Genomic DNA, 21,839 nt, shown 5'->3' on the forward strand with positions numbered 1-21,839 from the left:
GCCAGCGGGCCAGTCAGTGGCCGAAGTCCCGGTTCGGGGTGTGATCTTGAATACCAAGAAAACACCCCGAAAAGGACATTCAGCCCTGGTTGCGGTACTCCTCCAGGAGCCGCCGGCCCACGATCATTTTCTGGATCTCTGCGGTTCCTTCGCCGATCAGAAGCATCGGCGCTTCCCGGTAGAGCCGCTCGATCTCGTACTCCTTGCTGAAACCGTACCCGCCGTGGATGCGGAAGGCGTCCTCCACGACCTCCTTGCAGTACTCGGAGGCGAGATATTTCGCCATGCCTGCCTCCAGGTCGTTACGTTGACCGGAGTCCTTCTTGCGAGCGGCACCCACCATCAGGGCGTGCGCTGCCTCGACCTTCGTGGCCATTTCGGCCAGCTTGAACTGAATGGCCTGATGCCCGGCGATGGGCTTGCCAAACGTATGACGCTGCTGTGCGTAGTCGATACCGAGCTCGAAGGCACGCTGTGCGACACCGCAGCCACGTGCTGCGACGTTGACCCGCCCGACCTCGACCCCGTCCATCATCTGGTAAAAACCGCGGCCCGTCTCGCCACCGAGTACCCGGTCGGCCGGGATCCGCAGATCGTCCATGATCAGCTCGGTGGTGTCGACACCCTTGTAGCCCATTTTGTCGATCTTGCCGGGGATGGTCAGCCCGGGCCGGACCTGGCCGAAACCAGGCTCCTTCTCCACCAGGAACGTGGTCATCGACTTGTGCGGAGCCGTGCCCTCCGGGTGGCCTTCGTCGGTCCGGCACAGCACGGCCACCAGGGTGGAGGAGCCGCCGTTGGTCAGCCACATCTTCTGCCCGTTGAGCAGAAAGTCGCCGGAACCGTCGTCGGCGGCCACACCCTTGGAGGTGATGGCCGACACGTCCGAGCCCAGCCCCGGCTCGGACATCGAGAACGCGCCACGGACCTCGCCCGTGGCCATCTTCGGCAGGAAGTGGTCCTTCTGCTCCTGCGTGCCGTGCTGCTTGAGCATGTACGCCACGATGAAGTGTGTGTTGATGATGCCGGAGACGCTCATCCAGCCGCGGGCTATCTCCTCCACACACAGCGCATAGGTGAGCAGCGACTCACCCAGACCGCCGTACTCCTCGGGGATCATCAGGCCGAAGATCCCCAGTTCCTTCAGGCCCTCGACGATCTCGGCGGGGTACTCGTCCTTGTGCTCCAGCTCGGTGGCGACAGGGAGAATCTCCTTGTCGACGAAGCTCCGCACCGTGGTGAGGATTTCCTGCTGTATCTCCGTCAGACCCTCGGTCTGTGCCAGCCGGCCCATCTCACTTACCGCCCTTCGGTGCCGGTTCCCGCAGTTCGGGGCGGCCCGGCTGCTCTCCGCCACGCTCCTTGACGTAGGTCTCGGTCGGCACCATCACCTTGCGCCGGAAGACGCACACCAGGGTGCCGTCCTGCTTGTAGCCCTTGGTCTCGACGTGCACGATTCCGCGGTCGCTCTTCGACTTCGACGGAACCTTGTCCAGCACCGTCGTCTCGCCGTAGAGGGTGTCGCCGTGGAAGGTCGGCGCCACGTGCTTGAGCGACTCGATCTCCAGGTTGGCGATGGCCTTCCCCGAGACGTCCGGGACCGACATCCCCAGCAGCAGCGAGTAGATGTAGTTGCCGACCACCACGTTCTTGCCGAAGTCGGTCGTCGACTCGGCGTAGTTGCTGTCCATGTGCAGCGGATGGTGGTTCATGGTGAGCAGACAGAACAGGTGGTCGTCGTACTCGGTGACCGTCTTGCCCGGCCAGTGCTTGTAGACGTCGCCGACCGTGAATTCCTCATAAGTACGTCCGAACTGCATCGGTCAGCCCTCCGGAGGGGTGAAGGAGGAGGTGCGCTGCATGCCCGCCGCGCGGCCCTTGCCGGAGATGACCAGGGCCATCTTGCGGCTGGCCTCGTCGATCATCTCGTCGCCGAGCATCGCCGAGCCTTTCTTGCCGCCCGCCTCGGAGGTGTAGTACTCGTACGCGTCCAGAATCAGCTCGGCGTGGTCGTAGTCCTCCTGGGAGGGCGAGAAAACCTCGTTGGACACCTCGACCTGGCCCGGGTGCAGCACCCACTTGCCGTCGAAGCCGAGCGCAGCGGCGCGCTGGGCGACCTTCCGGTAGCCCTCCACGTCGCGGATCTGGAGGTAGGGCCCGTCGATGGCCTGGAGGTCGTGGGTACGGGCCGCCATCAGGATCCGCATCAGGATGTAGTGGTAGGCGTCGGCCGGATAGCCGGGCGGCTGCTCGCCCACCACCAGCGACTTCATGTTGATGGACGCCATGAAGTCGGCCGGGCCGAAGACGATGGTCTCCATCCGGGGCGAGGCCGCGGCGATCTCGTCGACGTTCACCAGACCCTTGGCGTTCTCGATCTGGGCCTCGATGCCGATCCGGCCGACCTCCAGGCCCACCGTCTTCTCGATCTGGGTCAGCAGCATGTCCAGCGCCTGCACCTGCGCCGCGTCCTGCACCTTCGGCAGCATCACGCAGTCCAGGTTGGCGCCCGCGCCCTCCACGACGGTGACCACGTCGCGGTAGGTCCACTCGGTGGTCCAGTCGTTGACCCGCACGACGCGCGTCTTGCCGCTCCAGTCGCCCTCGTTGAGGTACTTCACGACGGTGTGCCGCGCTTCCGGCTTGGCCAGCGGGGCGCAGGCGTCCTCCAGGTCGAGGAAGACCTGGTCGGCGGGGAGGCCCTGCGCCTTCTCCAGGAACCGCGGGTTGCTGCCCGGCACCGCAAGGCAGGAACGCCGCGGACGGAGCGCCCGCTGCCGGTTGTCGCTGTTCACGAGGTGACCTCCAGTGGTTCTCGCTGGTCGCGCTCACTGCGCTGATCGCGCGTTTCGAGCTTGTGCTGTGTCCGGATCTCGTCGACGATACGGCCGATGATCCGGGTGATCCCGAAGTCCTTCGGGGTGAAGACGGCGGCAACCCCTGCCTCGCGCAGCGCCCGCGCGTCCGCCGACGGGATGATCCCGCCGACGATCACGGGGACGTCGACCGCGCCCGCCTTCCGCATCCGCTCCAGCACGTCGGGCACCAGCTCGGCGTGCGAGCCGGAGAGGATGGACAGGCCCACGCAGTGCACGTCCTCGGCGAGTGCCGCCGAGACGATCTCTTCCGGCGTGAGCCTGATGCCCTGGTAGACCACCTCGAAGCCCGCGTCCCGGGCCCGTACGGCGATCTGTTCGGCGCCGTTGCTGTGGCCGTCGAGTCCCGGCTTGCCCACCAGCAGCCGCAGCTTGCCGACGCCCAGCTCCGCGGCGGTGCGCTCCACCTGCTGCCGCACCTCGGCCAGCTCGGAGCCCTCCTCGGCGCCGACCGCGACCGGGGCCGAACTCACCCCGGTCGGCGCGCGGAACTCGCCGAACACCTCGCGCAGCGCGCCCGCCCACTCCCCGGTGGTGACCCCGGCGCGGGCGCACTCCAGCGTGGCTTCCATCAGATTGGTGTCGCCTGCCGCCGCCTCCCGCAGTGCCGCGAGGGCCTGTTCGGCGCTCGGGTGCAGCCCCGGCTCGCGGGTGCCCTCGCGCCAGAACGGCTCGTCCCGCGTCTCCCGCCAACGCTTGACGGCTGCCACGGTCGCCGCCTCGCCGGCCGGGTCGACCGTCAGGATCGCGGAGTCCAGGTCGGCGGTGAGCGGGCTCGGCTCGGTCGACTCGTAGCAGTTGACGCCGACGATCTTCTCCTCGCCCGATTCGATCCGGGCGCGCCGCTCCGCGTGCGAGGAGACGAGCTGGGACTTCAGATAGCCGGACTCGACAGCGGCCATCACCCCGCCCATCTCCTCGATCCGCGCCATCTCGGCCAGCGACTCGGTCACCAGCGCGTCCACCTTCGCCTCGATGACATGCGAGCCGGCGAAGATGTCCTCGTACTCCAGCAGATCGCTCTCGTGCGCCAGCACCTGCTGGATACGTAGCGACCACTGCTGGTCCCAGGGGCGGGGCAGGCCCAGCGCCTCGTTCCAGGCGGGCAGCTGCACGGCACGCGCGCGGGCGTCCTTGGAGAGGGTGACGGCCAGCATCTCCAGCACGATGCGCTGGACGTTGTTCTCCGGCTGTGCCTCGGTGAGCCCGAGCGAGTTGACCTGCACCCCGTAGCGGAAGCGGCGCTGCTTGGCGTCCGTGATGCCGTAGCGCTCGCTGGTGACGCGGTCCCAGATACGGGTGAAGGCCCGCATCTTGCACATCTCCTCGACGAAACGGACGCCCGCGTTCACGAAGAAGGAGATCCGCGCCACGACCCGCCCGAACTCCTCGGGCGGCACCTGCCCGCTGTCCCGTACGGCGTCCAGCACGGCGATCGCCGTCGCCATCGCGTACGAGATCTCCTGCACCGGCGTGGCCCCGGCCTCCTGCAGGTGGTAGCTGCAGATGTTGACCGGGTTCCACTTGGGAAGGTGGGCGACCGTGTAGGCGATCATGTCGGTGGTCAGCCGCAGCGAGGGCCCCGGCGGGAAGACGTGCGTCCCGCGGGAGAGGTACTCCTTGACGATGTCGTTCTGCGTCGTGCCCTGGAGCTGGGATATGCCTTCCTCTCCAAGGCCCTGTTCCTCCGCGACCACCTGGTAGAGCGCCAGCAGCCACATTGCGGTGGCGTTGATGGTCATGGAGGTGTTCATCTTCTCCAGCGGGATGCCGTCGAAGAGCCTGCGCATGTCGCCCAGGTGGGAGACCGGGACCCCGACCCGGCCCACCTCGCCGCGGGCGAGGATGTGGTCGGGGTCGTAGCCGGTCTGGGTGGGCAGGTCGAAGGCGACGGACAGCCCGGTCTGGCCCTTTTCGAGATTGCGCCGGTACAGCTCGTTGGACGCCTCCGCGCTGGAGTGCCCCGCGTACGTCCGCATCAGCCACGGGCGGTCGCGCTTTCTGGGCTCCCGTTCATCGGTCACTGTGGGCGCCTCACACGTTCCTGAACCTGTTGATGGCATCGATATGCCGGGCCCGCTTCTCCTCGTCGCGCACGCCCAGGCCCTCCTCGGGGGCCAGTGCCAGGACGCCGACCTTGCCCTGGTGGAGGTTGCGGTGCACGTCGTAGGCGGCCTGGCCGGTCTCCTCCAGGGGGTAGCTCTTGGAGAGCGTCGGGTGGATCTTGCCCTTGGCTATCAGCCGGTTGGCCTCCCACGCCTCGCGGTAGTTGGCGAAGTGCGAGCCGACGATCCGCTTCAGTGACATCCACAGGTAGCGGTTGTCGTAGCTGTGCTCGTAGCCGGAGGTGGAGGCGCAGGTGACGATGGTGCCGCCCTTGCGGGTGACGTAGACGCTCGCGCCGAAGGTCTCGCGCCCGGGGTGCTCGAAGACGATGTCCACGTCCTCGCCGCCGGTCAGCTCGCGGATGCGCTTGCCGAAGCGCTTCCACTCCTTGGGGTCCTGGTTGTGCTCGTCCTTCCAGAACCGGTAGCCCTCGGCCTTACGGTCGATGATGGCCTCGGCGCCCATCCGGCGGCAGATCTCGGCCTTCTCCTCGCTGGAGACGACGCAGATCGGGTTGGCGCCGCCGGCCAGCGCGAACTGGGTGGCGTAGGAGCCGAGTCCGCCGCTGGCGCCCCAGATGAGCACGTTGTCGCCTTGCTTCATACCGGCACCGTTGCGGGAGACCAGCTGCCGGTAGGCGGTGGAGTTGACCAGGCCGGGGGCTGCCGCCTCCTCCCAGCTGAGGTGGTCCGGCTTGGGCATCAGCTGGTTGGACTTGACCAGTGCGATCTCGGCGAGGCCGCCGAAGTTGGTCTCGAAGCCCCAGATCCGCTGCTCGGGGTCGAGCATCGTGTCGTTGTGCCCGTCGGCGGACTCCAGTTCGACGGAGAGGCAGTGTGCGACGACCTCGTCGCCCGGCTTCCAGGAGTTGACGCCCACACCGGTGCGCAGCACGACGCCCGCCAGGTCGGAGCCGATGACGTGGTACGGCAGGTCGTGCCGCTTGGCCAGCGGTGAGAGACGGCCGTAGCGCTCCAGGAAGCCGAAGGTGGACATCGGCTCGAAGATCGAGGTCCACACGGAGTTGTAGTTGACCGAGGAGGCCATCACGGCCACCAGGGCCTCGCCCGGGCCGAGTTCGGGCACCGCCACCTCGTCGAGGTGCAGCGACTTACGCGGGTCCTTGTCCCGGGCCTCCAGCCCTTCGAACATCCCGGCCTCGTCCTTGTGGACGGTCACGGCGCGGTAGGACTCGGGCAGCGGGAGGGCGGCGAAGTCCTCCGGCGAGGTGTCGGACGCGAGGATCGCGTCGAGGATCTGGTTCACGGTGTGCCTCCGGCGAAGCGGCGAAGTTGCGGCTTGAGGGACGTCGGTTGTGAGGCAGTGCCGTCGGTTCGGCTGTGCTGGTGTGCGCGCGGGTGTGCGCGGGTCGCTTGTGACGCCAAGCGGTCCGGGGCACACGGGTTTCGCCGTAGGGACAGCGCCCGGACTGCGCCCAACGTATGACACCCAGTGCCAGCGCACAAGACACCCCGTGCCGTGAATTCTCACATGGCGCAATACGCTCTCATCTGAGCGATGATCGATCAATCGTGCTCGGCAGGGCACTCCCTCCCCAGCGCAAGGCGCCCCTACGGCACGTGGTGCGGGACCCCCCCCCCCCCCCCCCCCCCCCTCCCCCCCCCCCGCCCGTACCCCGCGTACAGCACGGCCCCCACTGCCATCCAGGCCCCGAACCGCGCCCAGGTCTCGGCAGGCAGGTTGAGCATCAGCCACAGCGAGGTCAGCACCGAGGCGATCGGCAGCGCGGGCACCAGCGGCGTACGGAAGGCGCGCGGCAGATCCGGCCGGGTACGCCGCAGGATGATGACACCCAGCGCCACCACGACGAACGCGAAGAGCGTCCCGATATTCACCAGTTCGGCCAGCTCGGAGAGGCTGACGAAGCCCGCGACGATCGCGACGAGCACACCGAGCAGGATGGTCGAGCGGTACGGCGTGCCGAAGCGCGGATGCACCCGGGCGAAGACCGGCGGCAGCAGCCCGTCCCGGCTCATCGCGAAGAACACCCGCGACTGCCCCAGCAGCAGGATCATGCACACCGTCGTCAGCCCGACTGCCGCGCCGAAGCTGATCAGCCCGGCCCAGAACGGCTCGTCGACGGCCTTGAACGCGTCCGCCAGCGGAGCGTCCACGGTCAGTTCCGAGTACTTGCGCATCCCGGTGACCACGATCGAGACCGCGACGTACAGCACCGTGCAGATGATCAGCGAGCCGAGGATGCCGCGCGGCATGTCACGCTGCGGGTTGTGGGTCTCCTCGGCGGCCGTGGCCACCACGTCGAAGCCGATGAACGCGAAGAAGACGACGGCGGCGCCGGTGAAGATGCCCATGATGCCGAACGTGGTCGGCTCGTACCCGGACATCAGCTGGATCAGCGGTGCCGCGAACCCGGACCCGGAATCCACGGCGCCCCGGGCGGGCGGGATGAAGGGGTCGTAGTTGTCGGCCGTGATGAAGAAGGCGCCGGCGACGATCACCAGCAGCACCACGCCCACCTTGATCGCCACGACGGTGGAGGTGACCCGGGCCGACAGCTTCATGCCGATCACCAGGATCACCGTCAGCAGCAGCACCAGCACACACGCCAGCACATCGAAGCCGAACCCGCTCTGGTCGCTGGTGCCCGAGAGCCAATCCGGCAGATTCCAGCCGATGCTGTCCAGCAGCGAACGTACGTATCCCGACCAGCCGACCGCCACCACCGCGCAGCCCAGCGCCAGCTCCAGCACCAGGTCCCAGCCGATGATCCAGGCCGCGAGCTCACCGAGTGAGGCGTACGCGAAGGTGTAGGCGGAACCGGCCACCGGGACGGTGGAGGCGAACTCGGCGTAGCACAGCGCGGCCAGCGTGCACACCACCCCGGCAGCGGCGAACGAGATGGCCACCGCAGGGCCCGCAGTCGACTTGGCGACCTGGCCGGTCAGCACGAAGATGCCGGTGCCGATGATCACGCCGACGCCGAAGACCGTCAGATCGAGTGCGGAGAGCGATCTGCGCAGCCCGCGCTCGGGATCGTCGGTGTCGAGGATCGACTCCTCGACGGTCTTGGTCCGCAACCACGGCCTGGATCTCTTCGCCTTGTGCCTGGGGCCTCTGGCCCCGCCCGGCGCCACCGACACTGCCGCACCTCCACGTCGCCTTGGCGCCATGGTTTCCGCTCGCCGGGACGGGAGCGGGCACGCGGGGCGGAGCGCGGGCGCAATTCACCCGACTCCCTCAGGGGGCGTGGCCGCGGAGCAGAGCGTTCAGTTCTGGGAGAGCGCGCGTTCGATGGTGGACATGATCTCGCCGAGCGGGGCGTCGGTACGGGCGACGGTCACCAGCACCTCGTCCCGGCGCTCCACGGTCGCCGCGGGCTGCTCGGCGCTCGGACGGTGCGCACCGAAACCGGTGCCGAACGTACGCCGCACGATGGCGAAGGCATGGTCGAGCTGCGCCATCACATCGCCGGCCGCGCCCGAGCGCAGCCAGCGCCGCAGCACATGGTTGTGCGCGGTCACCACGGCGGAGGCCGCCACCTCGGCCAGCAGCGGCTCGTCGTAGCCGCTGACGCCGTCGCGGTGCGCCTCCTCGTCGAAGTGGCCCAGCAGATAGCGGGTGAACAGCCGCTCGTAGCGCGCCACGGAGGCGATCTCCCGCTCCCGCAGCGCCGGTACCTCACGGGTGAGCTTGTACCGCTCCACGCTGCCCTTCGGTGAGGCGGCGTACATCTTCATGACTTCCTTGATGCCACGGCACACGGTGTCCAGCGGATGCTCGTGCGCGGGCGCGGCCTCCAGCACTGCCTGGGCGCGGACGAGGGTGTCGTCGTGGTCGGGGAAGATCGCTTCTTCCTTGGAGCGGAAGTGCCGGAAGAAGGTGCGCCGTGCGACGCCCGCTGTCGCCGCGATCTCATCCACCGTCGTCGCTTCGTAACCCTTCGTGGCGAAGAGCTCCATGGCAGCGGCGGCCAACTCACGGCGCACCCTGAGTCGCTGGGTGGCAGCACCGTTCGCACGCTGGCTGGTCGTACGGGAGTTCTTCTCGGGCTCTGGCATGTGGTGAACGTTACACGCCGTGACGGACTCGGGGGACGGGCTGTTCGCCGGGCTGCCTGCCGACGGCTCCAACAGCCCGCCCCATCCGGTGCCGACGCCGGTCACCGGCGTGCGTACTCACGGAAGCCGCGCCCCGTCTTCCTGCCCAGACAGCCCGCGGCGACCAGGTGCTCCAGCAGTGGAGCCGGTGCCAGCCCGGGGTCGCGGAACTCCTCGTGCAGCACCCGCTCGATGGCGAGCGAGACGTCCAGGCCCACCACGTCCAGCAGCTCGAAGGGCCCCATCGGATAGCCGCCGCCGAGCTTCATCGCGGCGTCGATGTCGTCCAGCGAGGCGTAGTGCTCCTGGACCATCTTCACGGCGTTGTTCAGGTACGGGAAAAGCAGCGCATTGACGATGAATCCCGCGCGGTCACCGCAGTCCACCGGGTGCTTGCGGATCTTGGTGCAGATCTCGCGGACGGTGGCCTGAGCGTCCTCAGCCGTCAGCACCGTGGAGACGACCTCCACCAGCTTCATGGCCGGAGCCGGGTTGAAGAAGTGCATGCCGATCACGTCGTGCGGCCTGGAGGTGGCGCGGGCGCAGGCGACCACCGGCAGCGAGGAGGTGGTGGTTGCCAGCACCGCTCCCGGTTTGCAGACCGTGTCCAGGCGCCGGAACAACTCCCGCTTGACGCCGAGGTCTTCGGCCACCGCCTCGACCACCAGATCCGCGGCGCCGAGCGCGTCCAGCGAACCGGCCGGGGTGATCAGCGCCAGGGTGGCGTCCCGGTCCTCGGCCGTCATCCGGCCCTTCTTGACCGAACGCTCCAGCGACCGCGCGACGCGCTCCTTCGCGGTCTGCGCCTTCTGCTCGCTGCGCGCCGCCAGCACCGTCGGGTAGCCGGCTTTGGCGAAGACCTCCGCGATGCCGCCCGCCATCGTCCCCGAGCCCACGACGCCCACCGCCGTGACGGGGCGGCCTGCTGTGCGGGGGGCCGCCGGGTCGGGGGTGAGCACGTCGGGCACCACCTCGGAGCTGCCGGGCGCCGCGTAGGCGTAGAAGCCCCGGCCCGCCTTACGTCCCGTCAGCCCGGCCTCGCTCAACTGCCGCAGGATCGGCGCCGGGGCGTGCAGCCGCTCGTGCGACTGCTCGTACATGGCCTCCAGTACGGTGCGTGCCGTGTCGATACCGATCAGATCGAGGAGGGCCAGCGGGCCCATCGGCAGACCGCACCCCAGTTTCATGGCGGAGTCGATGTCCTCACGAGTGGCGTAGCGAGACTCGTACATCGCGGCGGCCTGGTTCAGGTATCCGAACAGCAGCCCGTCGGCGACGAACCCGGGACGGTCACCGACCGCGATCGGATCCTTGCCCAACTCCCGGGCCAGTTCGGTGACGGCGGCGACGGCCTGTGGGGAGGTGAGCACCGAGGAGACGATCTCCACCAGCTTCATCGCGGGTGCCGGGTTGAAGAAGTGCAGCCCCAGCACGCGTTCGGGCCGGTCCGAGTCGGCGGCCAGCCGAGTCACCGACAGCGCGTTGGTGCCGGTCGCCAGGATGGTGTCCGGCTTGACGACGGTGTCCAGCTCGGCGAAGACCTGGCACTTGGTGTCGTAGTCCTCCGGCACCACCTCGATGACCAGATCGGCCTCGGCCGCCGCTTCGAGACCGGTGGAGGTACGGAAACGTGCCAGCACGTCCCCACGCTCGCTCTGTGTCATCCGCTCGCGCTCCACCGAGCGCGCAGTGGAGGACTCCAGTGCGGCAACGGCCTGCCGCGCGGCTGCTTCGTTCGTGTCGATGCCGATGACCTCTCGCCCGGCGCGGGCGAGAATATCGGCGATGCCGGTACCCATCGTGCCGAGGCCGACGACGGCGATCGTGCGCAGGGGAGGACGGTCCATCAGGGGACTCCAGAGGGTGTGACACAGGCCCCCCGTGAGGGGGGAGTGGTTGATGAGGGTGAGGGTTTCGTGCACTACCGGGCGCATGTGCGTATGCACGCGCAGGGCAGGGGAGTTACCGGTCACGCCCCGCTGCGCGGCCCTGTCCCGGGGCCCGGTCACGAGGCGGTCCGTACGGACCCGGCGCGCCTGCGCGCGTGGTGGGTCCGCTGCCGAACCGACGTCACTCTCGGCGGCTGCGTCACCAAACCGCCTGAGCGGGGATACCGCTCTGATGAGCACCTTAACTCGTGGGTAACCATAAAGCCAGGGGTAGGAAGACTTCCACCGCTGTGGAACTCAGCACGTGAGGGGGAGCCGGAGTGGGCGACGCGTTCCGAGCGCTGATCGACCGTGTGCGGCCCGAGGCCGAGCCCGTCGAGTACGCACGTCTGGTCACGCTGGCCAGGCAGCGCAGCACGGAGGCGCGCGACCAGCTCGCCGCCGTGCTCGTGGAGACCGAACGGCCGCTGTGGGCCCGCGAGATCGCCGCCTTCGCGCTCGGCAGCGCCGGCGACCGGAGGGCCTTCGAGACCCTCGTCTTCATGCTGAACTACCGCGATCCGGTCTGCTGCGCCAGCGCGGCCCAGGCGCTGGAGCGGCTGCGCGATCCCCGTACGGCCAAGGCGGCAGCGGCCCTGGCCACCAACGAGCTGCGTACCGCCTACGCGCTCTACCCGGTCCGGCTGCTGACCGCACTGCGTGCCCCCGAGTCGGTTCCCACCCTCATCAACGTCCTCCAGCGTCTGCTGATCGGCCCCCTGCACTACTGGCCGATCGCGGAGGCGTGTGTCGTCGGTCTCGGCGCCCTGGGCGACAAACGCGCGATCCCGGTACTGGACGCGGCGGCGGAGCACCACCGACTGTCCCCGTCCGCGAAGGCGGCCCTGGCCCGGATCCCCACCCAGGCACGGCGCGGCGAAGGCGCGGAGAACGCGCGCCGGAATTCCGGACAGCGGATGTCTGGTTAGGGCGGCACGCTGGCCGTATGACGACGCAGAACGTGCAGATGTCGAACGGTGTCAGCTGGGACGGGTTCCGGAAGGCGGAGCCCGGTTTCGCCGAGACGGTCGAGCAGCGGTTCAAGAAGTACACCCACCATGTGTTGGCCACCCTGCGCAAGGACGGGTCGCCGCGGCTGACCGGGCTGGAGGCGGACTTCCGGGCGGGCGAGATGTGGCTGGGGATGATGCCGAACTCGCTGAAGGCGCTGGACCTGCGGCGCGACCCGCGCTTCGCGATGTACGCCAACCCCGGATCGGGCACGGAGATGGACGGGGGAGACGTGCGGGTCTCGGGACGCGCGGTGGAGGTCACGGACCCGGACGAGATCGCCCGGTGGGCCGCGGGCGTCCCGAACGGCGGGATTCCCGAGGTGTTCCACCTCTTCCGGGTGGCGGTCGAAGAGGTGGTGCGGGTCAGCATCGAGGGGGAGGAGATCGTCTTCCGTACCTGGCGGCCGGGCAGGCCGCTGCGCACCATCCGGCGCGGCAACGACGACGCACCGCCGCGCGAAGACCCGGTGGGCTGAGGGCGGGCTACGGAGCCGAGGCCGGCCCGGTCTTCGGCTGCTGCCCCGTCTCCTGGGAGCGGGATCCCGAGCGGCCGATCGTATGGACGAACAGCTCCTTGCGCCCGGGGGCGCCGCGGCGCTCGGGAACCGGCAGCTCGTAGGTGACCGGGCGCGCGTGGTCGGCAATCTGCCGTTCGGCGTTGTAGACCCGGCCGAACTTCCACAGCATGCGGGCGAAGTTCGTCTGGCCGTGGGCCAGATTGCGGCCCAGCACCCGGAGGGCGCCGATGGCGGTGCTCAGGCCCAGGTGCTTGCGGTTGATGACGGCCTGGGTGCTGACGAGCTCCCGGTAGAACTGCTCCAGCGGCAGCCGGGTGGGCACGACGGCGTGCTGGATGTCGAAGAGCCGGTAGTCGCGGGTGGTGAGCTGGCGGGCCTCGGTGTGCCAGACCTCCGTGCCCGGGTACGGCGTCATGACGGTCAGGTGCACGATCTCCGGCACCGCCAGTGCGAACTCGCGTACCAGGCGGAACTGCTCCTCGTCCCACCCCGGATCGACGATCAGGTTGATCGCCACACTGATGCCCATCCGCCGGGCCGCCTCCAGCGCCCTGAAGTTCTCGTCCGGGCTGATGCGCTTGCGGAACTGATCGAGCCCTTCGGCGTCCAGGGCCTCCATACCGAGGAACATGTACTTCAGGCCCAGCTGCGTCCAGCGTTCGAAGACCTCCTCGTTGCGCAGCAGGACATCCGCGCGGGTCTCCAGGTAGTAGCGCTTGCGGATGTTGCGGCGCTCCAGCTCGGCGGCGATGCCGTGGCCGTGGTCGGGCTTGATGAAGGCGACGTCGTCGACGATGAAGACGTTGGGCTCCCGGATGGAAGCCATCTCCTCGGCCGCCGCCTCCGGCGTTGCCCGCCGGTAGCTGCGGCCGTAGAACGTCCACGCGGAGCAGAAGGAACAGTCCCAGGGACAGCCGCGGGTGAACTCGATGGAGGCGCACGGGTCCAGTTCGCCGATGAAGTAGCGGTTGCGGCGGCGCATCAGATCCCGCGCCGGGCGCGGCCGGTCGATGCTGTCCAGCATCTTCGGGGCCGGGCCGCGCCCGTCCGCCGTCACCACGCCGGGCACCGTGTGGGCCGCGTTGTCCCGTGCGGCCTCCAGCAGCGGGACGACGACGGTCTCGCCCTCTCCCCGGGCAATGGCGTCGACCGCGCCCTCGGCCTGTTCCAGCACATGGTCGCCGATGAAGGAGATGCTGTGGCCGCCGAAGAAGACGAAACACCCGGGCGCCGCCGCCTTCGCGCTGTGGGCGATCTCGATGGCCTCGGGGATGTTGGCCAGGTAGTTGAGGGAGATGCCCAGCGCCTCGGGCCGGAAGGAGCGCAGCTCCTGCTCCAGCAGCTTCCGGCTGAGAACTTGCAGGTCGACCACGCGCACCTGGTGCCCCGCTTCCCTGGCGGCGGCGGCCACGCGCTCCAGACCGAGCGGCTCCAGGCGGAGGAAGATTTCCGAATACATCAACGCACTCGGGTGGACCAGCAGCAGGCGCATACAGGCGCTCCAGATCTCCAGGGCAAGGCGGTCGGCGTGCGGTCGTGGCCAGGGAAGCCCTGGCCAGGGTTATGCCCCTTCGAGGAAATTATCTGTTAACCGCTCTTACGTCCTGGGACACGCCGGTCCGCGCACATATGCCCGAGTCAGCCCGGAGCGGTCACGGCGAGCGCCTCGATCTCGATGAGCAGTTCGGGCCGCACCAGCCCGGCCACCTGCACGGCGCTGCACGCGGGGAGCCGTTCGGGGTCGAGATACCGGTCGCGTACGGCGCGCAGTGCGGGCATGACTGCCAGGTCGGTCACGAAGAAGGTGAACTTCACGACGTCGCCGAAGCCGGCACCCGCCTCGTCCAGACAGCGCTGAAGGTTGGCGAACACCTGCTCGGCCTGAGCTGTGTGATCGCCCTCGCCGACGACCTTGCCGTCCGCGTCGAGCGCCACCTGACCGGATATCGCGATGAACCTGCCCTCGCCGATGACCAGATGGCTGTAGCCGTTCCCGGGCGCGAGACCTTCGGGGGTGGCGATGTGGGTGAGTGCTGATGACATGCGGCGCATGCTGTCAGAGCAGGGTGAGCTGTGTGCAGTGGTTTTCCGCGCTCCCGTCGCCGAACGCCGCCTCGCCCGTTGCCTCGTCCGCCGCCGCGCCGGCCGTCGGTGCGGTCGTCGGTGCGGCTGCCTCGATCCGGCGTGCGGCCCCGGACGTCGAAGGGCCCACGCCGTACTCGGCGGCCAGCTCGTGGACCTGCCGTGTGATGCGCCGCTGGTACCACTTGGGCGCGTACGCACCGGCCGAGTAGAGCGCCTCGTAGTGCCGCACCAGTTGCGGGTGGTGCTGGTGCAGCCAGCGGAAGTACCACTCGCGGGCGCCGGGCCGCAGATGCAGCGCGAGCGGCGTCACGGACGTGGCTCCCGCCGCCGCGATGGCGCGGACGGTGGTACGCAACTGCGCCGGAGAGTCGCCGAGGAACGGGATAACTGGTGCCATCAGCACACCGCACGGAATGCCGTGCTCCGAGAGCTGCCGTACGACATCCAGCCGCCGCTCCGGGGCCGGGGTGCCGGGCTCGACGGTGCGCCACAGTTCCTCGTCGGTGAAGCCGACGGACACCGAGATCCCGACGTCCGTGATGGCGGCGGCCGAGCGCAGCAGGTCCAGGTCGCGGAGGATGAGTGTGCCCTTGGTGAGGATGGAGAACGGGGTCGCGTAGTCGCGCAGCGCTGTCAGAACGCCCGGCATCAACCGGTAGCGTCCTTCCGCCCTCTGGTAGCAGTCGACGTTCGTGCCCATGGCGATGTGCTGGCCGCGCCAGCGGGGGCTGCTCAGCTCCTTGCGCAGCAGCTCCGGTGCGTTCACCTTCACCACGATCTGGGTGTCGAAGCCCTCTCCCGTATCCAGGTCCAGATAGCTGTGCGTCTTACGGGCGAAGCAGTAGACGCACGCATGGGAGCAGCCCCGGTACGGGTTCACGGTCCATTCGAACGGCATCCGTGACGCGCCGGGCACCCGGTTCACCAGTGAGCGGGCCCGCACCTCGTGGAAGGTCATGCCGCGGAACTCTGGGGTGTCGAACGTACGGCTTGTGACGGCGGAGGTGTCGAAGAGGGCGGGCGCGGCGGTCCGGCTGTGTTCGTCGGCGTCCCTCAGCTCGTCCCAGCGCATCTGTGGCCTCCTCGGTGATGGTGTCGCGTCCCTCTGGCGGCACTGTCGCTTCTCCGTACCAGATAATAGAACACTCGTTCGCATCGACCGTGTCAAGCCGGATTTGGGGAGCGGACCCGAGGGTGATTGGCTGGCCACCCGTTCCATCACAGGCCGTCCAATTCACAGGAGGAGTCATGGCGCAGGTCGAGGCGACCACGCAGCGGGAGATCGCCGCCGGGCCCGATGAGGTGTTCGACGCGCTGGCCGACTACAGCGGTACCCGGGCCGAACTGCTCCCCGCGCAGTTCAGCGAGTACGAGGTCCGGGAAGGCGGCGACGGCGAGGGCACCCTCGTGCACTGGAAGCTCCAGGCGACCAGCAAGCGCATCCGGGACTGCCTGCTTGAGGTCACCGAGCCCACCGACGGCGAACTGGTGGAGAAGGACCGCAACTCCTCGATGGTCACCACCTGGCGGGTGACTCCGGGCAGCCAGGAGAAGACGGCCCGGGTCACCGTGACGACGGTCTGGAACGGTGCGGGCGGCATCGGCGGCTTCTTCGAGAAGACCTTTGCTCCCAAGGGCCTGGCCCGCATCTACGACGAGGTGCTGCAGCGGCTGGCCGCCAAGCTGGAACAGGCCGGCTGACCTCCTCCGCTGCCCTCCTGGCGCGGCGCGCCCTCACCGGATCGAGTGGTTTCCGGTGGAGGGCGCTGCTGCGCGGGCCCTCCATCTCATCGGCGAAAACCCCTGTTCGGCAGCCCGACAGATGCCTCTGGGCAACCGCGTTGAGCCCCATCAGTCCCACGCCGCGCACGCGAACCGTGCTTGAACGCTCTTGTCGTGCAATGCGAGAAATACTCCCCCACAGGCAGCGGCAAGGGGAGTGCGATGGGCGGAACGGGCGGGGCCATCCTCGACAGCAGGGGCGACGAGAATCCCGTAACAGGAGCGGCGCTTCAGCCCGGCTGGGGAGCGCCCGCCCCCGCCGCCGTCGAGGTCACTCTGGAACTGCCGGGCCAGCGCGATGTTCCCGTAACGGTCACTCCGGTACCGGCGCCCGCACTTGACCCCACCGAGACGGACGTGGCCGCGCGGCAGCCCTCGGCGCAGTTTGCGTACGGGCCGGAAACGTCAGCAGGGGCGTACGGCCCGGAAACGTCGGCGCCCGCGTACGGGCCGGAAGCGTCGGCGCCCGCGTACGGGCCGGAGGGTGCGGCGCAGGCGTGCGGGCCGGAGGCTGCTGAGGCGGCCATCGGGTCGGGGCGGCCGCAGTCGGTCGCCCGGGCCGAAGCCTTGGTGCCGGACGGCGGCAAGTCGGAGGTCTCCCTCTCGCCGCGCCGCCTTCGGCTCGTCCTCGGGGCGCTGCTGCTGTCCCTGTTGCTTGCCGCGCTCGAACAGACCATTGTCGTCACGGCACTTCCCGAGATCGTCGGTGAACTCGACGGCCTTCGCCAGATGTCCTGGGCCGTCACCGTATATCTCCTGGCCATGGCCATCGGGCTGCCCGTCCACGGAAAGCTCGGCGACCTCTTCGGCCGCAAAGGGCTCTTCCTCTTCGCCATCGGCGCCTTCACCGCCGGCTCGGCACTGGCGGGCTGGGCCGGATCGATGGAGGAGCTGATCGCCGCCCGCGCCGTGCAGGGCACCGGCGCGGGCGGGCTCGTGATCGGTGTGCAGGCGATCGTCGCGGACGTGGTGCCGGCGCGCGAACGCGGGCGCTACCTGGGCCTGATCGGCGCCGCGTTCGGACTGGCATCCATCGCCGGTCCGCTGCTGGGCGGCTGGTTCACCGACGATCTGTCGTGGCGCTGGTGCTTCTGGTTCAACGTACCGGTGGGCCTGCTCGCCTTCCTGGTCACCGCCTTCGCCCTCAAGCTGCCGCGCGCCGCGGTGCGCCCCCGGCTCGACATCCTGGGTGCGCTGCTGATGGCGGTTTTCTCCACCTGCCTCGTCCTGCTCGCCAGTTGGGGCGGTACGACCTACGCCTGGGACGACCGCGTCATCCTCGGGCTGGCCGTCGGGGCGCTGGTCAGCGGGGTGCTCTTGCTCATCGCCGAGCGCTTCGCGCCCGAACCGGTGCTGCCGCTGCGGCTGTTCCGCGACTCCGTCTTCAACGTCACCGGACTGGTGGGCGCGGCCATCGGTATCGCGCTGTTCGGCGCTGCCGGCTATCTGCCGAGCTTCTTGCAGATGGTCGAGGGCGTCAGCGCCACCTCGTCGGGGCTGCTGATGCTGCCGCTGATGTGCGGGATCGTTGTCTCCTCGCTCCTCTCCGGGCAGCTGATCTCCCGTACCGGGCACTACAAGATCTTCCCTGTCCTGGGGTGCGCCCTCTCCGCCGAAGGCATGTGGCTGCTCTCCAAGCTGGAGGCGGACACCTCACGTCTGGTCTTCGGGGTCTGGTCGGGCATCCTCGGCCTGGGTATCGGCTTCGTGCTGCCGGTGCTGGTGCTGGCCGTGCAGAACTCGGTGAAGCCCACCGACCTCGGGGCCGCCACCAGCGCCAACCACTACTTCCGGCAGATCGGCGGCAGCGTCGGTGCCGCCCTCTTCGGCACCCTCCTCGTACACCGGATCGCGGACGCCCTTGCCCGCGAACTCCCCCGAGGGGAGGGCGACTTGCCCGACCCCGACTCGATCACCCCGCAGCTCGTGCGCGCACTGCCCGCGCCACTGCGCGACGGCTACGTCCAGGCGTACGCGGACGCGATGCCGCGGATCTTCCTCTACCTCGTTCCGGTGCTCGTCCTCGGGCTGGCACTGTCCCTCTTCCTCAAGGAGAAACCCCTGGTGTCCCAGCACACGCCCGTGCCGTCGGCCCGAACCGCCGAAGCCGAAGCACCCACAGCGCCCGCGCCCGACGCCAACGGCGCTGCACCGCGGCCCCAGTCGCAGTCCACGCCGTACGCCGCAGGCGTTCCGGTCTGCGGCACCGTGCGGCACCACGACGGGAGCGCCGTCCCGCGTGCGGCACTCACGCTCGTCGACACCGCGGGGCGGCAGATCGGACGCGGCGCCACAGGAGATGACGGGCGGTACGCGCTGAGCACACCGGGGGAGGGCTCCTACATGCTGATCGCGGCGGCGTGCGGGCACCAGCCGCGCGCGGTCAGCGTCACCGTGGGCGAGCGGCCCGTCGACCTCGATGTGGTGCTCGGCGGTGCGGGGCGGCTGGCCGGCAACGTACTGACTGCCGACGGCAACCCCGTCAAGGACGCCATCGTCACGCTCACCGACGTACGCGGCGAGGTCGTCGCCACCACCCGCAGCAGCCGCGAGGGCAGCTACGTCATCACCGAACTCGTCGCCGGCGAGTACACGCTGGCGGCCAGCGCGCCCGTCTACCGCCCGGCCGCACTGCCCGTCTCCGTACAGGCGTCCCGCGAAACGAGGCAGGACATCGAACTGGCCGGCGGCGCGGTGCTGCGCGGCACCGTACGGGCCACCGGCGGGCGGCCCGTCGAGGACGCCAGAGTGACGCTGCTGGACGCGGCCGGCAACGTCGTCGACACGGCGACGACCGCCGCCGACGGCGTCTTCCGCTTCGTCGACCTGGCCTCGGGCGAGTACACGGTGGTGGCCGCCGGCTATCCGCCGGTCGCGACCGTGCTCCAGATCGCCGGTGGCGGGCGGACCGAGCGCGATCTGCAACTGGGGCACGAGGACTGATCGCGGGCCCGTCACCCGGCCGCACGATGCGACGCTCGCGGCGCTGAACGCGCAGGTCAGCGGCGGGTGCAGAGAGGTCCTCACCCGCCTGAGTGAAAACGAATGGTGTGGACCAGTGGAGTTATCCACAGGGGTGTCCTGGCTGTTGGCGACCGCGTACCGTTCCGGACATGAAGATCCTCATCAGCGCCGATATGGAGGGCGCAACGGGAGTCACCTGGCCGGCGGACGTCCTGCCGGGCACGCCGCAGTGGGAGCGCTGCCGGTCGCTGTTCACCTCGGATGTGGACGCGGCTGTCAGGGGCTTCTTCGAGGCGGGCGCTGACGAGGTGCTCATCAACGAGGCGCACTGGACCATGCGCAATCTTCTGCTGGAGAAGCTGGACGAGCGGGCCGAGATGATCACCGGTCGGCACAAGTCCCTGTCCATGGTCGAAGGCATCCAGCACGGCGATGTGGACGGCATCGCCTACGTCGGCTATCACACCGGCGCCGGCAGTGAAGGCGTCCTTGCGCACACCTACCTCGCCAATTCCCTTACGGGCGTATGGGCCGACGGCACGCGGGCGAGCGAGGGATACCTCAACACGCTGGTGGCCGCCGAGTACGGCGTGCCGGTCGTGCTGGTGACGGGCGACGACCGCACCGTCGAAGACGCCAAGGGCTATGCACCCGAGGCACTGGGCGTCGCCGTCAAGGACTACGTTTCGCGGTACGCCGCGGTCTGCCGTCCTCCGGCCCGCACCGCCGCCGACATCCGGGACGCTGCCCGGCGCGCCGCTCCGCTGGCCGGGCGCCGCACCCCGCCGGAACCCGAACCGCACACCATCGAGATCGAGTTCGACGCGGAGCACCTGGTGGGCGCCGCCACCGTCGTGCCCGGCGTCGAGCGCTCGGGTGAACGCCGCGTCACCTTCACCTCGCCCAGCGCCTATGAGGCGATCCGGTGCTTCAAGGCCGTCACGACCGTCGTCTCGGCCGCGGTGGAGGAACAGTATGGCTGAGCTGACAGAACGGAAAGAGGGCACGATGAAGCCTGCACCGGGGCAGGGCCACCTCGACGCACAGGTCTTCGATGAAGTGGTGACGGCCACCTCGGAGTTGATCCGCCTCGACACCACCAACCAGGGCGGCGGGGTGGGCAACGAGCGCCCGGCCGCCGAGTACGTCGCCTCGGGCCTCGCCGACGTGGGCATCGAACCCCGCCTGCTGGAGAAGAAGGCCGGCCGCACCAACGTGGTGGCCAGGATCGAGGGCACCGACCCCGGCGCGGGGGCGCTGCTGCTGCACGGCCATCTCGACGTGGTGCCGGCCGAGGCTGCCGACTGGAAGGTGCACCCCTTCTCCGGCGAGGTCCGGGACGGCGTGGTGTGGGGCCGCGGCGCCATCGACATGAAGAACGCCGACGCCATGGCCCTCTCCCTGGTCCGAGCGTGGGCCCGCGCGGGAGTGCGGCCGCCCCGCGACATCGTCCTCGCCTTCACCGCCGACGAGGAGGACAGCGCCGAGTTCGGCTCGGATTTCCTGGTACGGGAGCACCCGGAGCTGTTCGAGGGCTGCACGGAAGGCATCAGCGAGTCCGGGGCCTTCACCTACCACGCCGGGCCCGGCCTGCGGCTCTACCCGGTGGGGGCCGGGGAGCGCGGGACGGCCTGGCTGAAGCTGACCGCACACGGCAGGGCGGGCCACGGCTCCAAGGTCAACCACGCCAACGCCGTCAGCCGTCTCGCCGCCGCCGTCCACCGCATCGGCGAGCACGAATGGCCGGTGCGGCTCACCCCCACCGTGCGGGCCGCGCTCGCCCGACTCGCGGAGCTGCACGGGCTGCGTCCGCTCGGCCCGGATGCACAGGACGCCGAGGTGGACGCGCTGCTCGCCCAGCTCGGCCGGGCCGCCGCACTGGTCGAGCCGACCGTGCGCAACAGCGCCAACCCGACCATGCTGGAGGCCGGTTACAAGATCAACGTGATTCCGGGGACGGCCACGGCCCGGGTGGACGGCCGGATGCTGCCCGGTGCCGAGGAGGAGTTCCACACCACCCTCGACGCGCTGACCGGCCCCGATGTGAGCTGGGACTTCCAGCACCGGGAAGTCCCGCTGCAAGCGCCGGTGGACTCCCCGCTGTTCGCCGTCATGAGCGAGGCGCTGGAGCACTTCGACCCGGGCGCACACGCGGTGCCCTACTGCATGTCGGGCGGCACGGACGCCAAGCAGTTCTCCCGGCTCGGCATCGTGGGCTACGGCTTCACCCCGCTCAAACTGCCCGAAGGCTTCGACTACCAGGCGCTGTTCCACGGCGTTGACGAGCGCGTGCCCGTGGAAGCACTGCACTTCGGCATCCGCGTCCTGGACCGTGCGCTGCTCGGCAGCGCCGCCGCCCCCTCGCCGAGCAGCCCGCACGGCTCGACCGCTCGCGACGACCGTCCCTCCTCCAGCCTCCGGCCGGGAGGTGCCGCCGCCGACGACAACTCCACCACCCGCGACGCGACCACCCCGTCAGGAGGCTGAC

General features: G+C 69.3%; 17 protein-coding genes. 6 read left to right on the forward strand and 11 right to left on the reverse strand.

Translation table 11 applies throughout. From position 1 onward, the window contains the following. Positions 1 to 79: 79 nt before the first annotated feature. From ACTWP9_RS27740 to ACTWP9_RS27775, 8 genes are all read right to left on the reverse strand, one after another. Positions 80 to 1,294, reverse strand: a complete 1,215-nt coding sequence (locus ACTWP9_RS27740) for an acyl-CoA dehydrogenase family protein (protein ID WP_443249022.1) — start codon at positions 1,292 to 1,294, stop codon at positions 80 to 82. A gap of 1 nt (position 1,295) precedes the next feature. Further along, entirely contained in the window at positions 1,296 to 1,820 is a 525-nt protein-coding gene (locus tag ACTWP9_RS27745) for a MaoC family dehydratase (RefSeq protein ID WP_443249023.1), read from the reverse strand. Positions 1,821 to 1,823: 3 nt separating this feature from the next. Further along, positions 1,824 to 2,795: an HpcH/HpaI aldolase/citrate lyase family protein gene (locus tag ACTWP9_RS27750; RefSeq protein WP_443249024.1), complete on the reverse strand. Its 972-nt coding sequence runs from the start codon at positions 2,793 to 2,795 to the stop codon at positions 1,824 to 1,826. After that, positions 2,792 to 4,900: a protein meaA gene (locus ACTWP9_RS27755; RefSeq protein ID WP_443249025.1), complete on the reverse strand. Its 2,109-nt coding sequence runs from the start codon at positions 4,898 to 4,900 to the stop codon at positions 2,792 to 2,794. The genes ACTWP9_RS27750 and ACTWP9_RS27755 overlap by 4 nt, the downstream gene beginning before the upstream one ends. 10 nt (positions 4,901 to 4,910) lie before the next feature. Further along, positions 4,911 to 6,248 carry a crotonyl-CoA carboxylase/reductase gene (gene ccrA, locus ACTWP9_RS27760; protein ID WP_443249026.1) on the reverse strand — a complete coding sequence of 446 codons (1,338 nt, stop codon included), beginning with the start codon at positions 6,246 to 6,248 and terminating at the stop codon, positions 4,911 to 4,913. A 305-nt stretch (positions 6,249 to 6,553) separates the two neighbouring features. Beyond that, positions 6,554 to 8,041 carry an amino acid permease gene (locus ACTWP9_RS27765; RefSeq protein WP_443249027.1) on the reverse strand — a complete coding sequence of 496 codons (1,488 nt, stop codon included), beginning with the start codon at positions 8,039 to 8,041 and terminating at the stop codon, positions 6,554 to 6,556. A gap of 189 nt (positions 8,042 to 8,230) precedes the next feature. Next, positions 8,231 to 9,022: a TetR family transcriptional regulator gene (locus ACTWP9_RS27770; RefSeq protein WP_443249028.1), complete on the reverse strand. Its 792-nt coding sequence runs from the start codon at positions 9,020 to 9,022 to the stop codon at positions 8,231 to 8,233. A 101-nt stretch (positions 9,023 to 9,123) separates the two neighbouring features. Beyond that, positions 9,124 to 10,908, reverse strand: coding sequence for a 3-hydroxyacyl-CoA dehydrogenase family protein (locus ACTWP9_RS27775; protein WP_443249029.1), 1,785 nt, complete (start codon positions 10,906 to 10,908; stop codon positions 9,124 to 9,126). Positions 10,909 to 11,270: 362 nt separating this feature from the next. Between ACTWP9_RS27775 and ACTWP9_RS27780 the strand changes: the two genes are divergently transcribed. Then, positions 11,271 to 11,918 (forward strand): HEAT repeat domain-containing protein, encoded by a 648-nt coding sequence (locus tag ACTWP9_RS27780; protein ID WP_443249030.1) that lies wholly within the window; start codon positions 11,271 to 11,273, stop codon positions 11,916 to 11,918. Between the two features lie 17 nt (positions 11,919 to 11,935). Then, positions 11,936 to 12,478: a pyridoxamine 5'-phosphate oxidase family protein gene (locus ACTWP9_RS27785; RefSeq protein WP_443249031.1), complete on the forward strand. Its 543-nt coding sequence runs from the start codon at positions 11,936 to 11,938 to the stop codon at positions 12,476 to 12,478. Positions 12,479 to 12,485: 7 nt separating this feature from the next. Here ACTWP9_RS27785 and hpnR read toward each other — a convergent pair whose 3' ends face one another. The 3 genes from hpnR to ACTWP9_RS27800 all read right to left on the reverse strand — a co-directional run bounded on the left by hpnR (position 12,486) and on the right by ACTWP9_RS27800 (position 15,677). After that, entirely contained in the window at positions 12,486 to 14,012 is a 1,527-nt protein-coding gene (hpnR, locus tag ACTWP9_RS27790) for a hopanoid C-3 methylase HpnR (protein ID WP_443249032.1), read from the reverse strand. A gap of 146 nt (positions 14,013 to 14,158) precedes the next feature. Beyond that, on the reverse strand, positions 14,159 to 14,563 hold the full coding sequence (locus ACTWP9_RS27795) for a RidA family protein (RefSeq protein WP_443249033.1): 405 nt from the start codon (positions 14,561 to 14,563) through the stop codon (positions 14,159 to 14,161). A 13-nt stretch (positions 14,564 to 14,576) separates the two neighbouring features. Continuing rightward, positions 14,577 to 15,677, reverse strand: a complete 1,101-nt coding sequence (locus tag ACTWP9_RS27800; protein WP_443249034.1) for an Rv2578c family radical SAM protein — start codon at positions 15,675 to 15,677, stop codon at positions 14,577 to 14,579. A 176-nt stretch (positions 15,678 to 15,853) separates the two neighbouring features. On the opposite strand from ACTWP9_RS27800, the gene ACTWP9_RS27805 reads away from it, so the two are divergent. The 4 genes from ACTWP9_RS27805 (at position 15,854) to ACTWP9_RS27820 (ending at position 21,838) form a co-directional block, all read left to right on the forward strand. Continuing rightward, positions 15,854 to 16,306 (forward strand): SRPBCC family protein, encoded by a 453-nt coding sequence (locus ACTWP9_RS27805; RefSeq protein WP_443249035.1) that lies wholly within the window; start codon positions 15,854 to 15,856, stop codon positions 16,304 to 16,306. 243 nt (positions 16,307 to 16,549) lie between these two features. Beyond that, positions 16,550 to 19,330, forward strand: a complete 2,781-nt coding sequence (locus tag ACTWP9_RS27810) for a DHA2 family efflux MFS transporter permease subunit (RefSeq protein WP_443249036.1) — start codon at positions 16,550 to 16,552, stop codon at positions 19,328 to 19,330. A 170-nt stretch (positions 19,331 to 19,500) separates the two neighbouring features. Continuing rightward, on the forward strand, positions 19,501 to 20,334 hold the full coding sequence (locus ACTWP9_RS27815) for a M55 family metallopeptidase (RefSeq protein ID WP_443249037.1): 834 nt from the start codon (positions 19,501 to 19,503) through the stop codon (positions 20,332 to 20,334). Next, on the forward strand, positions 20,327 to 21,838 hold the full coding sequence (locus tag ACTWP9_RS27820; RefSeq protein WP_443249038.1) for a M20/M25/M40 family metallo-hydrolase: 1,512 nt from the start codon (positions 20,327 to 20,329) through the stop codon (positions 21,836 to 21,838). The genes ACTWP9_RS27815 and ACTWP9_RS27820 overlap by 8 nt, the downstream gene beginning before the upstream one ends. Position 21,839: the final 1 nt, after the last annotated feature.

The sequence above is a fragment of the Streptomyces sp. 3N207 genome (assembly GCF_052246355.1).
In the GTDB taxonomy this organism is placed as follows: domain Bacteria; phylum Actinomycetota; class Actinomycetes; order Streptomycetales; family Streptomycetaceae; genus Streptomyces.

Coding starts and splice junctions, on each gene's coding strand:
- ACTWP9_RS27740 (WP_443249022.1), bottom strand. CDS start 1,294: ATGGGCCGGCTGGCACAGACCGAGGGTCTGACGGAGATACAGCAGGAA.
- ACTWP9_RS27745 (WP_443249023.1), bottom strand. CDS start 1,820: ATGCAGTTCGGACGTACTTATGAGGAATTCACGGTCGGCGACGTCTAC.
- ACTWP9_RS27770 (WP_443249028.1), bottom strand. CDS start 9,022: ATGCCAGAGCCCGAGAAGAACTCCCGTACGACCAGCCAGCGTGCGAAC.
- ACTWP9_RS27775 (WP_443249029.1), bottom strand. CDS start 10,908: ATGGACCGTCCTCCCCTGCGCACGATCGCCGTCGTCGGCCTCGGCACG.
- ACTWP9_RS27785 (WP_443249031.1), top strand. CDS start 11,936: ATGACGACGCAGAACGTGCAGATGTCGAACGGTGTCAGCTGGGACGGG.
- hpnR (WP_443249032.1), bottom strand. CDS start 14,012: ATGCGCCTGCTGCTGGTCCACCCGAGTGCGTTGATGTATTCGGAAATC.
- ACTWP9_RS27795 (WP_443249033.1), bottom strand. CDS start 14,563: ATGTCATCAGCACTCACCCACATCGCCACCCCCGAAGGTCTCGCGCCC.
- ACTWP9_RS27800 (WP_443249034.1), bottom strand. CDS start 15,677: ATGCGCTGGGACGAGCTGAGGGACGCCGACGAACACAGCCGGACCGCC.
- ACTWP9_RS27805 (WP_443249035.1), top strand. CDS start 15,854: ATGGCGCAGGTCGAGGCGACCACGCAGCGGGAGATCGCCGCCGGGCCC.
- ACTWP9_RS27810 (WP_443249036.1), top strand. CDS start 16,550: ATGGGCGGAACGGGCGGGGCCATCCTCGACAGCAGGGGCGACGAGAAT.
- ACTWP9_RS27815 (WP_443249037.1), top strand. CDS start 19,501: ATGAAGATCCTCATCAGCGCCGATATGGAGGGCGCAACGGGAGTCACC.
- ACTWP9_RS27820 (WP_443249038.1), top strand. CDS start 20,327: ATGGCTGAGCTGACAGAACGGAAAGAGGGCACGATGAAGCCTGCACCG.